Annotated in this window: 12 protein-coding genes and 1 other RNA gene; 2 read left to right on the top strand and 11 right to left on the bottom strand. The window is 62.8% G+C overall.

Annotated elements, in window-relative coordinates:
* Nucleotides 1-119: 119 nt before the first annotated feature.
* The 4 genes from trpD to hpf all read right to left on the bottom strand — a co-directional run bounded on the left by trpD (nt 120) and on the right by hpf (nt 5,201).
* Nucleotides 120-1,175, bottom strand: a complete 1,056-nt coding sequence (trpD, locus tag B3C64_RS03000; RefSeq protein WP_291533635.1) for an anthranilate phosphoribosyltransferase — start codon at nt 1,173-1,175, stop codon at nt 120-122.
* A 38-nt stretch (nt 1,176-1,213) separates the two neighbouring features.
* A complete protein-coding gene (locus B3C64_RS03005) occupies nt 1,214-1,369 on the bottom strand; it encodes a hypothetical protein (RefSeq protein ID WP_291533637.1) in 156 nt (51 codons plus the stop codon).
* 92 nt (nt 1,370-1,461) lie between these two features.
* A complete protein-coding gene (gene secA, locus B3C64_RS03010) occupies nt 1,462-4,341 on the bottom strand; it encodes a preprotein translocase subunit SecA (protein ID WP_291533638.1) in 2,880 nt (959 codons plus the stop codon).
* A 200-nt stretch (nt 4,342-4,541) separates the two neighbouring features.
* Entirely contained in the window at nt 4,542-5,201 is a 660-nt protein-coding gene (gene hpf, locus B3C64_RS03015) for a ribosome hibernation-promoting factor, HPF/YfiA family (RefSeq protein WP_291533639.1), read from the bottom strand.
* A 178-nt stretch (nt 5,202-5,379) separates the two neighbouring features.
* On the opposite strand from hpf, the gene rnpB reads away from it, so the two are divergent.
* Nucleotides 5,380-5,739, top strand: an RNA gene (rnpB, locus tag B3C64_RS03020) — RNase P RNA component class A.
* A gap of 81 nt (nt 5,740-5,820) precedes the next feature.
* On the opposite strand, the gene B3C64_RS03025 is transcribed toward rnpB, so the two are convergent.
* The 7 genes from B3C64_RS03025 to B3C64_RS03055 form a co-directional block, all read right to left on the bottom strand.
* A complete protein-coding gene (locus B3C64_RS03025; RefSeq protein ID WP_414632154.1) occupies nt 5,821-6,393 on the bottom strand; it encodes a regulatory protein RecX in 573 nt (190 codons plus the stop codon).
* A 114-nt stretch (nt 6,394-6,507) separates the two neighbouring features.
* On the bottom strand, nt 6,508-7,668 hold the full coding sequence (recA, locus tag B3C64_RS03030) for a recombinase RecA (protein WP_291533641.1): 1,161 nt from the start codon (nt 7,666-7,668) through the stop codon (nt 6,508-6,510).
* Nucleotides 7,669-7,928: 260 nt separating this feature from the next.
* Nucleotides 7,929-8,162, bottom strand: coding sequence for a DUF3046 domain-containing protein (locus B3C64_RS03035; RefSeq protein WP_291533642.1), 234 nt, complete (start codon nt 8,160-8,162; stop codon nt 7,929-7,931).
* A gap of 126 nt (nt 8,163-8,288) precedes the next feature.
* The gene (locus B3C64_RS03040) at nt 8,289-8,795 is read right to left on the bottom strand and encodes a helix-turn-helix domain-containing protein (protein WP_291533643.1); all 507 of its coding nucleotides are present in this window, start codon (nt 8,793-8,795) and stop codon (nt 8,289-8,291) included.
* Between the two features lie 59 nt (nt 8,796-8,854).
* Nucleotides 8,855-9,418, bottom strand: coding sequence for a CinA family protein (locus B3C64_RS03045; RefSeq protein WP_291533644.1), 564 nt, complete (start codon nt 9,416-9,418; stop codon nt 8,855-8,857).
* A gap of 4 nt (nt 9,419-9,422) precedes the next feature.
* The gene (gene pgsA, locus B3C64_RS03050; protein ID WP_291533646.1) at nt 9,423-10,112 is read right to left on the bottom strand and encodes a CDP-diacylglycerol--glycerol-3-phosphate 3-phosphatidyltransferase; all 690 of its coding nucleotides are present in this window, start codon (nt 10,110-10,112) and stop codon (nt 9,423-9,425) included.
* 56 nt (nt 10,113-10,168) lie between these two features.
* On the bottom strand, nt 10,169-12,901 hold the full coding sequence (locus B3C64_RS03055) for an FtsK/SpoIIIE family DNA translocase (protein WP_414632155.1): 2,733 nt from the start codon (nt 12,899-12,901) through the stop codon (nt 10,169-10,171).
* 52 nt (nt 12,902-12,953) lie between these two features.
* On the opposite strand from B3C64_RS03055, the gene B3C64_RS03060 reads away from it, so the two are divergent.
* On the top strand, nt 12,954-13,646 hold the full coding sequence (locus B3C64_RS03060; protein WP_291533647.1) for a Fic/DOC family protein: 693 nt from the start codon (nt 12,954-12,956) through the stop codon (nt 13,644-13,646).
* Nucleotides 13,647-13,664: the final 18 nt, after the last annotated feature.

Consider the following 13,664-nt stretch of genomic DNA (forward strand, 5'->3'; position numbering starts at 1 on the left):
TGACGCGCATCGTTCCGATGTGGACGAATAAGGGTGGCGCACGGCATTGAAGCCGATGGCCACCCTTGATGTTCAATCGTTTTCCGGGAGCTGTCCCCGTTTTGCGGTCGGCGCCGGCGTCAGGCTTCTTTGACGCGCTGCGCGGTGGCGATCCACTTGTCGAGCAGGGCCGTGGCCTTGCCGGAATCCACCGTCCGTTCGGCGATCGCGTACGCTTCCTTGAAGCGTTCGGTCAATGTGGCGTCGGTGGAGACGAGATGGCCGTCGGCGACGATCGCCGATGCCGCGTTAAGCAACGCGGTGGTACGGAACGGCACGTTCTCACCGGCGAAGAAGTCACGCGCGAGCTTGGCGTTCAACGCGGGCTCACCGCCCTTCAGATCGGCGACCGTCACCTTGGCCAGACCGAGCTCCACCGTGGGGTCGAATTCGGTTTCCGTGACCTTGCCGTCCTTGAACTCCCATACCGACACCGGGCCAGTGGGAGCCATCTCGTCAAGACCCTCATGCGAGGTGTAGACCATACCGGTCTGGCCGTTCGCCGCGTACACGGCGGCCATGATCGGGCTCATCGTGCGGTTCGCGCAACCGACGGCCATGTGCTTCGGGGAGGCGGGGTTGGTCAGCGGTCCCAGCACATTGAACACGCATGGCACGCCAAGCGCGGCGCGAATCGGTCCCACGAAGCGCATCGCCGGGTGGAAGGTGCGCGCGAACGCGAACGCGATGCCGCACTCGTTGCCCACCGTGGCGACCTGCTCCGGAGTCAGGTCAAGCGGCAGGCCGAGCGCTTCGAAGCAGTCGGCGGTGCCGCATTTGGACGATGCCGCGCGGTTGCCGTGCTTGACGACCTTCACGCCGGCCGCGGCCGCGACGACGGCGCCCATGGAGGACAGGTTCACGGTGGCGGCGCCGTCGCCGCCAGTGCCGACGATGTCGGTGGTCTCGCCGCTGATATCCAGCGGAATGGCATGGGAGACCATCGCCTTGGCCGCGCCACGGACCTCATCCGGCGTCAGGCCCAGCTGCTGCTGCGTGGCGAGCACGGCTCCCACGGCGGCGGGATTGGCATTGCCCTTCATCAGGTCGTCGACGAACCACTCGGATTCCTCGGCGTCCAGATGGTTGCCCCCAACCAGCTTCGTGAGGATCGACTTCCATGTGATCTCGGCCATGATGCCCCTCCTTGACGCTCCAGCACGCCAGTATATTGTCATTTCGCCGCCAATTGTAGCCGTTCATGCCTTTCCCGTGCATGACCGTCCATATCACGAACATTCCCCTTTGCCGTCGTCGCGTCTTCTTTGGCAATCGTCAAAGCAATCTCTAAATCGATGGCAAATAATCCATGCGGCATTGCATGCTGCAAAACAAAATATGCGGTGAGGGGTGACTCCGTACTTGGATGCCACCCCTCACCGCATATTCAGCCGAGCGTCAGACGGTCAACGCCGCCCGCCGTCACTTCTCGTTCTGGCCGTGGCACATCTTGTACTTGCGGCCCGAACCGCACGGGCACTGGGCGTTCTTCGGCGTTCCCGGGAAGGTACGGCCATCCGCCCATGGGGAGTGCAATTCCGCGCTCTTCGGACGCTTGTTGGCCGGGACCTTGCCTTCGGCGTGGCTGATCGGCTGCATGCCGACGATGCCGGGCTCGTCCTTCTGCTCATCGGCGATCTCGTCGATGGTGGTCTTCTCCACCTCGTCATCGGTTTCCGGTTCCGCAGGAGCGGACTCGTCGGTGGCCGCGGCCTCGCCGTCGTCCAATCCCATCACGGCCTCGGCGGCATCCACCGCCTCATCCTCGTCGGATTCCGCTGTGGTGTCCTCGGTGGTGGCCACACGGTCGATGTCGATGTGGAACAGCAGCTGGATGGTCTCCTCCTTGATCGCCTCGATCATGGAGTTGTACATCTGGTAGCCTTCGCGCTGGTATTCGACCAGCGGATCGCGCTGGCCCATGCCACGCAGGCCGATGCCGTCCTTGAGGTAGTCCATCTCGTACAGGTGCTCGCGCCACTTGCGGTCGAGCACCGCCAGCACCACGCGGCGTTCCAACTGGCGCAGGCCGTCCTCGCCCAGCTTCTCCTCGATGTCGGAGTACTGGTCCTTGGCGTCGGAGACGATAAGCTCCTCAAGCGCCTTGACGGCCTTGTCGCCCTTGAGCTTGACGACGGCGTCCTTGGCGGCTTCCTGTTCGACCGCGATCGGGTACACGGTGGACAGCGCCTTGAACAGGCCTTCCCAATCCCAGTCCTTCGGCTTGTCGGAACCGTTGTTGGCGCCCTTGATGTAGCTCAACACGGTGTCGTCGATGAAGCGAAGGATGTCGTCGTGGATGTCTTCGCCCTTGAGCACCGCCTGGCGCTCCGCGTAGATGACGGTGCGCTGCTTGTTCATCACGTCATCGTACTTCAGCACGTTCTTACGGATTTCGAAGTTGCGGGATTCGACGGCCTTCTGGGCGGTGCGCACGCCCTTGGAGACGCTCTTGGATTCGATCGGCTCGCCCTCCGGCATGCCCTTGGCCATGACTCGCGCGACCAGCTGGGTGTTGAACAGACGCATCAGGTCGTCCTCGAGGCTCAGGTAGAAGCGGGATTCGCCCGGATCGCCCTGACGGCCGGAACGGCCACGCAGCTGGTTGTCGATTCGACGGGACTCGTGGCGTTCGGTGCCGAGCACGTACAGACCGCCGAGCTCGACGACCTCCTCGTGCTCGTCCTTGACCTGCTCCTTGATCTCGGCCAAGGTGCCAGGCCAGCGCTTCTCGTATTCCTCCGGGGTGTCGTCCGGCGAGTAGCCCTCGGACTTGAGCTTCGCGTCGGCGAGGAACTCGACGTTGCCGCCGAGCATGATGTCGGTACCACGGCCGGCCATGTTGGTGGCCACGGTGACCGCGCCCTTGCGTCCGGCGACGGCCACGACGGCGGCTTCCTTGTCGTGCTGCTTCGCGTTGAGCACCTGGTGGGGGATGTTGGCCACGTCGAGCAGCGACGACACCACTTCGGACGATTCGACGGAGGCGGTGCCCAGAAGCACCGGCTGGCCCTTCTTGTGGCGCTGGGCCACATCGCGCACGATGGCGGCGAGCTTTTCCTTCTTGGTGCGGAAGATCAGGTCGTCCTTGTCTTCGCGGATCATCGGCTTGTTGGTCGGAATCGGCAGCACGCCCAGCTTGTAGGTGCCCATGAATTCGGCGGCTTCGGTCTCTGCGGTACCGGTCATGCCCGACAGCTTGTCGTACATGCGGAAGTAGTTCTGCAACGTGATGGTGGCGAAGGTCTGGTTCTCGGCCTTGACCTCGACGCCTTCCTTCGCCTCGATGGCCTGGTGCAGTCCCTCGTTGTAGCGGCGGCCCGGCAGGATACGGCCGGTGTGCTCGTCGACGATGAGCACCTCGCCGCCGGTCACGACGTAGTCGCGGTCGCGCAGGAACAGTTCCTTGGCCTTGATGGCGTTGTTCAGGTAGCCGATCAGGGCGGTGTTGCTCGGTTCATAGAGGTTGTCGATGCCGAGATAGTCCTCCACCTTGGTGATGCCCGGATCGAGGATGCCGACGACCTTCTTCTTCTCGTCGACCTCGTAGTCCTCGTCGCGGTTGAGCTTCGTGACGAGACGGGCGAACTGCCGGTACCAACGGGTCACGTCGCCTTCGGCCGGGCCGGAGATGATCAACGGGGTACGCGCCTCGTCGATGAGGATGGAGTCGACCTCGTCGACGATGGCGAAGTGGTGTCCGCGCTGCACCAGATCGGACTTCTCCCACGCCATGTTGTCGCGCAGGTAGTCGAAACCGAATTCGTTGTTGGTGCCGTAGGTGATGTCGGCGTTGTACTGCTTGCGGCGCTCCGGCGGCTTCTGGTCGGTGATGATGCAGCCGGTGCTCATGCCGAGGAAACGGTAGACACGACCCATGAGCTCGGCCTGGTAGCTGGCCAGGTAGTCGTTGACGGTGACGACGTGGACGCCCTTGCCTTCGAGGGCGTTGAGGTACGCCGGCAGCGTGGCCACCAAGGTCTTGCCTTCACCGGTCTTCATCTCGGCGATGTTGCCCCAATGCAACGCGGCGCCACCCATGAGCTGCACGTCGAAGTGGCGCAGTCCGAGGGTACGCTTGGACGCCTCCCGCACGGTGGCGAAGGCTTCCGGCATGAGCTTGTCGAGGGACTCCCCGTTTTCGATGCGCTGCTTGAACTTGGCCGTCTGGCCCTTCAGCTCCTCGTCGTCGAGCGCGGCGATCTCATCCTCCAAGGCGTTGGTCGCCTTGGCGACGTTCTCGAGCTTCTTGAGCTGTCGCCCTTCGCCCATGCGCAGGGCTTTGTCAACGATATCTACCACAATCACTCCCTTTGTGTATGGTGCTTTCCCACCTGAGGATAGTAGACATATCGCATTTCCCGAAAAAAGCCGTCCATATTACGTAACTTCGTGCATATGCCAGGCCGGAGAACAGCAAAAGGGGCCCGCATGTCATCCATGCGGACCCCTTGGAGGAATCCTTGCGTCGGCCATCACATCATCCGACGCGCCTCATCCGATCACTTCGCGACGTTCTCCGGAGTGTCGATTTCGAAAACGCCATAGCTCCAGCCGTGACGGCGGTAGACGACGGACGGGCGTCCGGTCTCCTTGTTCACGAACAGGAAGAAATCGTGTCCAATCAGCTCCATCTCGTACAGCGCCTCGTCGATGGTCATCGGCTCGGCGATGTGCAGCTTGCGACGGATGACGATCGGGGTGTCGCCGACCTGGACCTCGACGGACTCGCCCGGCCCAAGCTCCGCGGCGACCGCATCGGCCGGGCTGTTGTTCGGCTCTTCGACGGGCTCCTCGACCTCCACTTCCGGCTCGACCGGGCCAAGGTCGACCGGAACCGGCTGGGTGTATCCACGACGGTGGTCCTTGCGACGGTCGCGGGTGCGGCGCAGACGCAGCGTCAGCTTGTCGAGCGCCAGATCGAGAGCGCTGAACTCGTCGGCGCTGGAGGCTTCGGCACGCACCACGGTGCTTCCCGCGATGACGGTGATCTCAACGCGCTTGGCGGTATCGGCCTGGCGCGGATTGCCCTCATGGGACAGCACGATCTGCACACGCTGCGCATCCGGCGCGATGGCGGTCACACGATTCATCTTGCTTTCGACAACGTCACGGAACCTTTGCTTGATCTGCGTATGACGTCCGGTAACGACGATTTCCATGTGGACCTCCCTAGAATCAAGCGGTGTTAGCCGCTATATACGGACCGAACAGCTGCTTCGTTGTTCGGTAGTCCTCATTGTAGCCGCGACATGAAGGATTTACCCGAAGTTCAGGCAAGAAAAAAGAAGTTTTTTTGACGCTTCCTTTTCGTCCCACCTTCTGTTAATATTGTGCTTTTGAGACCTCTTGATGACCGCGACCGATTCGTCGGTTGAGGAACTTCCGGGCTCCGCAGGGCACGATGGCGGATAACGTCCGCCCAGGGCAACCTGAGAGATAGCGCAGCAGAGAACAGACCGCCCGCCCGCAAGGGCAGGCAAGGGTGAAACGGCGGTGTAAGAGACCACCGGGCCACTGGCAACAGACGGTCGCATGGCAAGCCTCATCGGGAGCAAGGCCAAGCAGAAGACGTTCGAGGACTGCCCGTCCGATGTCTTCGGGTAGGCTGCTAGAGCCTGACGGCAACGTCAGGTCGAGATGGATGGTCATCCGTGCCGTTCGGCACGACAGAACCCGGGGTATAAGAGGTCTCATCTCCTTGGTTTTTGGTTTTCGACAAGCGTTCGCATCACACCTAAATACGGTCGCATGGCCCCGCGGAGCCGGCTGGCTCCGCCGTCAGAACAATTCCCGCGCGACCTCCCGCAAGACCTCAGGATTGTGGCCTTTCCGTCCGCCGGCGCTCCAGAAACGGCGTTTGCGCACCGCGGCATCAAGACCGGCGGTTCGCCGCGCGGTTCTGCGACCCAGTTCCCAAGCCGCCTCGGAGAACACGCCATCGGCTTCGGCCTCGTCGCAGACCATCTGGGCCAATCGTCGGTCGACCCCCTTGCGGACAAGCTCCATAACCGCTCCCCTGCGCCCCATCATCCGAGCCGCGCAATGACGCACCGCGGAATGGGCATAGGCTTCGTCATCGACCAGCTGAACGCGAATCAGACGCTCGATGACGTCTTCGACCGTTTCGGACGCATAGCCCTTGTCCAGCAGACGGCTTCTCAAGGCACCGGATGGTCGCGGAGCCGCGTCCAGCAACCGCAGCGCGGCTTCCCTGCAAGCGTCGATGTCATGGGAACGATCACGCGTTTCCTCTGATCCGCACACCACTCCGTTCGCGACACGCCCAGCGTGTCGCGCGTGTCGCGAACGCCGTGACGCACCCCGAACATGTTCGCCGTCAGCGAAAGGCATCCGTTCCCGTTTCGCGCCATCATCACCATCGACGGCACAAAACGGGCCTTCAGTCTCGGCTTTCGCCGGCTGAAGGCCACGCTCCTGAAGAAAACGCTCGGCTTCGATCACGACTCAGGCCTTGCCCGCGGTCTTGGCCGCCTTCGCGTCTTTGGAATCCGCCTTGGCGTCTCCTTCCGCGGCGGATTCGGACGATTCGGCGGAACCGTCTTCGGCGAACTGGTCGACGGGATCGATAAGACCGAATTCGGCCTTCACCTTGTTCTCGATCTCCTCGGTCAGCTCCGGATTGTCCTTGAGGAACTGGCGCACGTTCTCCCGTCCCTGGCCAAGCTGATCGCCATCGTAGGTGAACCATGAACCGGACTTCTTCACGACATTCGCCTGGAGCGCCATATCGAGCACGGATCCCTCCTTCGAAATGCCCTCTCCATAGAGCACGTCGAATTCGGCGGTTTTGAACGGCGGCGCCATCTTGTTCTTGACGACCTTCACCCTGGTGCGGTTGCCCACGGCCTCGTCGCCGTTCTTGATGGTCTGGATACGCCGGATGTCCATGCGCACCGACGCATAGAACTTCAGCGCCTTTCCTCCGGTGGTCGTTTCGGGGTTGCCGAAGAACACGCCGATCTTCTCGCGCAACTGGTTGATGAAGATGGCGGTGGTCCCCGCCTGGGCCAGTGCACCGGTCATCTTGCGCAACGCCTGGCTCATGAGCCTTGCCTGCAGGCCGACGTGGCTGTCACCCATCTCCCCTTCGATCTCAGCCTTCGGCACCAATGCCGCGACGGAATCGATGACGATGACGTCGAGCGCTCCGGAGCGAATCAGCATATCCGCGATTTCAAGCGCCTGCTCGCCATTGTCCGGCTGGGACACGATCAACGAATCGGTGTCGACGCCCAATTTGCGCGCATACACCGGATCCAACGCGTGTTCGGCGTCGATGAACGCCGCGACACCGCCGTTTTTCTGCGCGTTGGCCACCACATGCAACGCCAACGTGGTCTTGCCGGAGGATTCGGGACCGTAGATCTCCACGATGCGGCCCTTCGGCAGGCCGCCAATCCCCAGCGCCATGTCCAAGGCCAGGGAGCCGGTGGGAATGACCTCGACGTCCTGTTCCGGACGGTCGCCCAACCTCATGGCCGACCCCTTGCCGAAGCTTTTTTCGACCTGCGCCAGCGCCGTATCAAGCGCTGCCTTGCGGCGCGGATCGATGCCGTCCTCGGACTTGTGCTGTGCGGCGCCTTTCGCCGCGCTCGTCTGTGCCATGGCTTCTCCTTCAATAATCACGACGAATATGTGGCTTCACCATAAAAACCGGCGTCCCGCACGCGCAAGTCCGAACGGCCTTGGTGGTCGAAGGACGCGTATCGCGACACGCCGATATGCGGATACCCGGGAAATCGCACCTCCGGTTTTCCGAAAACGGCGACATGCTCCATCCGCGTTCGTCTGTCTGTGGACAACTATACCGCATCATACGAACATCTGTTCGAATCGACGTTTCGGAAACGCCGGGACCCATTGGGTCAGCGTATCGGCATCGGAGGCGCATTATGGTCCTTGCCCCACCGTTCGGCATCCGGAATGCCCATCTGGTCGCACAGCACGTTCCACACGACTCTGGGTTCCTCGCCCGCGTCCAATGCCTCGATCGCGGTCATGCCATCAAGACGGTCAAGCACCTGATCGTGCGCGAGCGCGCGCCCGTAGCCGCGTCCAAGCACTTCTTCGAGCAATTGCCAAAATTCACGTTCCTGCACGCGCTCCAGTGTACACAGCCCCGCGCGATCGCCATAGCGCCAAGCGCGAATCCCGCGACGCCGCGGCAAACGACGGCGGCGCGGATCCATCGAATGAATCCGCGCCGCCTATGGTCGACGTTCCGTTCAGCGTTCCATCGAGTCGAGGTAATCGGCCACCATGCGCAGCATCTGTGCGGTGGACAGTCCCAGCGCCTGGGAAATCGAAGTGAGCAGCTCGGAGCTTGCCTCTTTCTGCCCGCGCTCCACTTCGGAAAGATAACCCAAAGACACGCCGGCCTTCTCGCTGACCTCACGCAGCGTGCGCCGGTCGCGGGTGCGCAGATCGCGCAGAACATGGCCTATGGCCTCGCGCAACGAGACTTCCTTGACCTCCACGGACTGCTGGACGCTGGCCGCGGCGCGGCTTTGCGCGCGCTCGGCATCCTCCTCCTGCCACATCCGGCTCAACGCCGCCTGACGCTCGTCCTTGGCCTTCTTCGCCGCACGGGCACGCAGCACCTGCTGTTGGGCGAACATCACGGCGCGACGCTGGGCCGGTGTGAGCTCCCTCATGCGGGCGCTGCCCTGCCGTGCGACGGGAACCATAGGCTTGACTTCCATCTGCTCCTTGGCGAGTGTCGTCGTGTCCATTCCTCCAGCCCCTTTCACTGAATGAGTCGTCCACTTGGGTCAACACCAATCTTGAAAGATTATTCCTGAGAATCACCTGAGAGAACGCTCAGTTTTCGCAGAACGCATTGCACGGTGGCGTGCCTGACATCCTCCCGGCCGCCCGAAAGCCGCAACTCGTATGCGAGCGTGCGTCTCATGCCAAATCCCCCGAATCCGGCAGGCACGGAACAGGCGACATACACCAGTCCCGCGGGCTTGTCGCCGTCCGGTCCGGGGCCGGCCACGCCGGTGGTGGACAGGCCGATGACTCGGTCCCCGTCTTCGCTCTGCATGTACAGACGCGCGGTGTTCGCCGCCATCTGCCGGGCCACCTCGGGATGGACGGCGCCTTCGCGCTCCAGCAACGTGGAATCCACACCGAGCACGGACGCCTTGGCGCGTATATCGTAGGTCACCGCCGAACCGAGGAACACCTTCGAGGCCCCCGGGATGCGGACGAAGGCATCGGCCAGAAGTCCCCCCGTCAGGGATTCCGCCGCCGCGATCTTGAAGTGATGCTTCTCACAATATGCGAGGACGGTCGCCGCCAGATCATCGCGTCGCGATTGATCGGAGACGACCGTCGAAGTCAGTTCCGCCATTACGCTACTTGGTCTCCCCGCCGGAACGCCGCGAATCGTCGGTGGACGCCTTCTTGCGGCCGCCGAAGGTGTTGACCAGATATTCGCCGCCCGAGTACAGGCACAGGATCAGCGCCAAATAAATCAGCGCGTAGGTGATGGTGTAGTAGACCGTCATCCACATCGGAGTGGATTGCAGGCTGCTGGATGCCAGACTCCACATCGGCAGCATGAGCATCGCCAGTCCGATGCACTGGCACAGGGTCTTGTATTTGCCGGCCTGGGACGCCGCGATGACCTTGCCGCCGGTATCGATCACGAAGAAACGCATGACGGTGATGCCGATCTCACGCAGCAGGAAGAGGGCGGTGACCACCCATCCGAGGATCGGGTTGCCGAATTCGTTGAATGCCGCGGCGACGATGAGGGTACCGCAGGTGAGCAGCTTGTCGGCGATGGGATCCATCAGCTTGCCCAGTTCGGTGACCTGGTTGTATTTGCGGGCCATCCATCCATCGAGTTTATCGGTGCATGCGGCGATGATGAAGATGATCGCGGCCACCCAACGCATGGTCACGTTGTTCAGTCCCCATGCTCCGGCCTTGACGTACAGTGCCAGAAACACGACAACCAGGATGATGCGGGAGAAGGTGACGATGTTCGGCGGTGAATTCCACCCATCGAGCAGTGATGATTTGCGTTCTTGCTTTTCCATACCGTCCACGTTACCCCAATACTTCTACCTACCGCCACACGATGTTTGCGCGTCATTCACCTCGTCTCCGCGTCATCCGATGCGGAGGCGCCCGCGGTGAGCGATGTGGTCTCCCCCTTGATGAAGGCGAGCACCTGCGGCAGGTCGGCGGGCTGCACCAGCACCTCTCGCGCCTTGGAACCTTCGGACGGGCCGACCACGCCACGGGATTCGAGCAGGTCCATGAGCCTTCCGGCCTTGGCGAATCCGACACGCAGTTTGCGCTGCAGCATCGAAGTGGAGCCGAATTGCGTGGATACCACGAGCTCGGCGGCCTGCAGCAGCACATCCATGTCGTTGCCGATGTCCTCGTCGGGCTCGATGGCCTTTTTCTCGGCCTCCTTGGCCATTTCCTCGATGTCCTCACGGTAATGCGGCTTGCGCTGGGTGCGCACGAATTCGACGGCGCGGCGGATCTCCGACTCATCCACCCATGCGCCCTGCACGCGGATCGGCTTGGCCTGCCCCATGGGCAGGAACAACGCGTCGCCTTGACCGATCAGCGTTTCGGCGCCGGTGGCGTCGAGGATGACGCGCGAATCCGTGGCGGAGGAAGTGGCGAAGGCGAGCCGTGACGGGATGTTCGCCTTGATCAGACCGGTCACCACGTCGACCGACGGCCTCTGGGTGGCGAGCACCAGATGGACGCCCGCAGCTCGCGCCAGCTGCGTGATGCGCTGGATGGAGCTTTCCACATCGTTTTTGGCGACCATCATCAGGTCGGCCATCTCGTCGACGACCACGAGGATGTACGGGTAGGGCGCCACCTTGCGTTTCGATCCGGCCGGCGCATGGACCTTGCCGGCGCGCACCGCGGCGTTGAAGTCCTTGATGTGCCGGAATCCGAAGAATTCGAGGTCGCTGTATCGGGCGTCCATCTCCTTGACCACCCATTCGAGCGCCTGGGCGGCCTTCTTCGGGTCGGTGATGATCGGTGTGAGCAGGTGTGGAATACCCGCGTACGCGGACAGTTCGACGCGTTTCGGATCGACCATGATCATGCGCACCTGGTCGGGCGTGGCCCGCATGATGATCGAGGTGAGCATGGAGTTGATGAAACTCGATTTGCCGGAGCCGGTGGCGCCGGCCACGAGCAGATGCGGCATTTTGGTGAGGTCGGCCGTCACGAAATGGCCTTCCACGTCCTTGCCCACGCCGGTGAGCATCGGATTCGGATCGCTGACGGCCTTGTCGGACCGAAGCACGTCGCCGAGCACGACGGTCTCGCGGTCGGCGTTCGGGATCTCGATGCCGATCGCGGACTTGCCTTCGATCACCGACAGGATGCGCACGTCGGAGCTGGCCACCGCATAGGCGATGTTCTTCTGGAGGTTGGTGACCTTCTCGACCTTCACGCCCGGTCCAAGCTCCACCTCGTACATGGTGACGGAAGGTCCACGCAGGAATCCGATCACCTTGGCGTCCACCTTGAATTGCTGGAAGGTGCCGGTCAGGGCCCGGATCACACGATCGTTCTCCGGCGTGTGCGCGGCATGGGGCGCGCCCTTCTTCAGCATGCCGAGATCGGGAAGATGGTACGGTCCATCGACGACGGGAACGGTTTCGGACGATTCGCCCGCGTCCGGATCGTCGACGACCTCGCCCGTGGCGGCATCGACCATGACCTCGTCGCCGTTGGACGTGCCGTCCGCGTCGATGACCGACCACGGGTCGGCCGGGGCCGCGCCGACCGGCTTGATTTCATCGGACGGCGTGGAAGCCGGCATCGTGCCGCTTGGCGTGCCGATCGGTTCCGATGCGAAGGAGCGCGCCGGCTGCGGCATCGGAACCGTGCCGTCGGATGCGTCCGAATCATAGTCGAATGAGGAGATGCTGCGCGGCGTATGACCGTATGATCCATCGACCATGGTCTCCGCGGCCTGCCCATGGCGTTCGGCCGCGGTGGTGTACGCCTCGTCGCCGGCGTAATGGTCGAGCCGTCCTTGTTCCTCATGCCGTTCCCTGCGTGAGGCGAACCATTGCGACACGCGTCCGAACAGTCCCGGGGCACGACCGCCTGCCTGCTCGTCTTCGCCGACGTCATGGGTGGGAACGCCGTCCGCGAACGCGATGGTATCGTCTCCGACGCGCGTCTCGTCGGGGAATCGTCCGCGATCGGCGCCATCGTCATCGGAGCCGAAACCGAACCATGCCACGGCCGCCCGCACCTTGTCCGGGATTTCGACGACGGAAGTGCCGGTGATCAACAACAGGGAGAACAGAATCACCACGACGAATATGACGATGGCGAACGCCTTGGAAAGCCCCCATGCGAGCGGGCAGCCGAGCACATATCCGAGCAATCCTCCGGCATCCTGCAACGCCGACATGTCGAATCCGTTCGTGTCGGACGCGAACGCCGCGTCGAGTATGGAACAGATCGACCAGAAAATCATCGACCAGCCCAGCGCCATACGGGCGTTGTCCACGCTGTGTTCGACCTTGCGCATCAGGCTGTACACCACCAACGCCAGGAAAATCGGCAGCACCACGCTCATCACGCCGAACGCCCCCGAGGCGACCGCGTGGAGGACGCGTCCGAACGGCCCTTGGACGCGGAACCATTCCGAGGCGCAGAAAAGCACCGCGAGTATCACCATTACGAAACAGGCGATGTCGCGATGGTACGTCGACAGAACCCCCGGCGACGTCCGCTCCGCGGCCCCCATGACCTTGGTGTCGCCTGAACGCGCCTTGCCGGCGGAGCCTTTGCCGCCCGATTTCGAATGCGAAGATGTTGATCGTGCCATAACGGGCATCAGTTTACCCATGGGCACCACCATCGCGCTATCATCAGGGGCTATGACTCCTGCGGAACGTGCGAGCGCAGTCGCATTCGCGTTGAGAAACTGCGCGTTGGATGCGATGGCTCCGGGGCGCGTGGCTTCGCGGTCGGCCGTCGAGTACGAGCACGGGCTGCTTGGCCCGTCGCGTCTGGTGGCGTCGGCCGACCGCGATGGCACTGTCGCATCCGGCGTGTTCGCGAGGACGGTGCTGTTGGCGGAACATGGATGGCGCCATTCCGGCGGCCTTGACGAATTGCGCGCGATACACCATGGCCTGTTCCGTGGGATTCGGGACGATGCCGGCGAGTTGCGTGTGGATGGCGGTCCCGGGTTCTTTCCCGCGTCGTTGATCGAGACCGGCGCGGGAAACATCGCCGCACAGCTTGAGCGGGAGCGCGGGCTCTCATGTCTGGATCGTGACGTGTATGTTCGCCGCGTCGCATCGGTCTACGACGAACTCGGATTCCTGCATCCGTTCGCCGAGGGCAATGCGATGGTGCTGCGGATCTTCGCCTCGCGTCTGTCGCATGACGCCGGATGGGATCTGGATTGGGGCGCGGTGACGCGGGATACGTACGAACGGGCGAAACGAGCCGCCTTCCAGGGCCGGACCGATGCGTTCGAAGGTGTGTTCGACGCCATCGTGCGGCCGGTGAATCCGACCAGGGTGTTCCTTATCGCGGGATGGGACCAAGGTCCGGCGCACTGATCCCGTCCGTCGTCAGCG

Source organism: Bifidobacterium sp. UBA6881 (assembly GCA_002451435.1).
GTDB lineage: Bacteria > Actinomycetota > Actinomycetes > Actinomycetales > Bifidobacteriaceae > Bifidobacterium.

Excerpts from the sequence above, each read along its gene's own strand:
- pgsA (WP_291533646.1), bottom strand. The coding sequence starts at position 10,112 with ATGGAAAAGCAAGAACGCAAATCATCACTGCTCGATGGGTGGAATTCA.
- B3C64_RS03045 (WP_291533644.1), bottom strand. The coding sequence starts at position 9,418 with ATGGCGGAACTGACTTCGACGGTCGTCTCCGATCAATCGCGACGCGAT.
- B3C64_RS03040 (WP_291533643.1), bottom strand. The coding sequence starts at position 8,795 with ATGGACACGACGACACTCGCCAAGGAGCAGATGGAAGTCAAGCCTATG.
- B3C64_RS03060 (WP_291533647.1), top strand. The coding sequence starts at position 12,954 with ATGACTCCTGCGGAACGTGCGAGCGCAGTCGCATTCGCGTTGAGAAAC.
- B3C64_RS03025 (WP_414632154.1), bottom strand. The coding sequence starts at position 6,393 with ATGCCTTTCGCTGACGGCGAACATGTTCGGGGTGCGTCACGGCGTTCG.
- trpD (WP_291533635.1), bottom strand. The coding sequence starts at position 1,175 with ATGGCCGAGATCACATGGAAGTCGATCCTCACGAAGCTGGTTGGGGGC.
- B3C64_RS03055 (WP_414632155.1), bottom strand. The coding sequence starts at position 12,901 with ATGGCACGATCAACATCTTCGCATTCGAAATCGGGCGGCAAAGGCTCC.
- hpf (WP_291533639.1), bottom strand. The coding sequence starts at position 5,201 with ATGGAAATCGTCGTTACCGGACGTCATACGCAGATCAAGCAAAGGTTC.
- recA (WP_291533641.1), bottom strand. The coding sequence starts at position 7,668 with ATGGCACAGACGAGCGCGGCGAAAGGCGCCGCACAGCACAAGTCCGAG.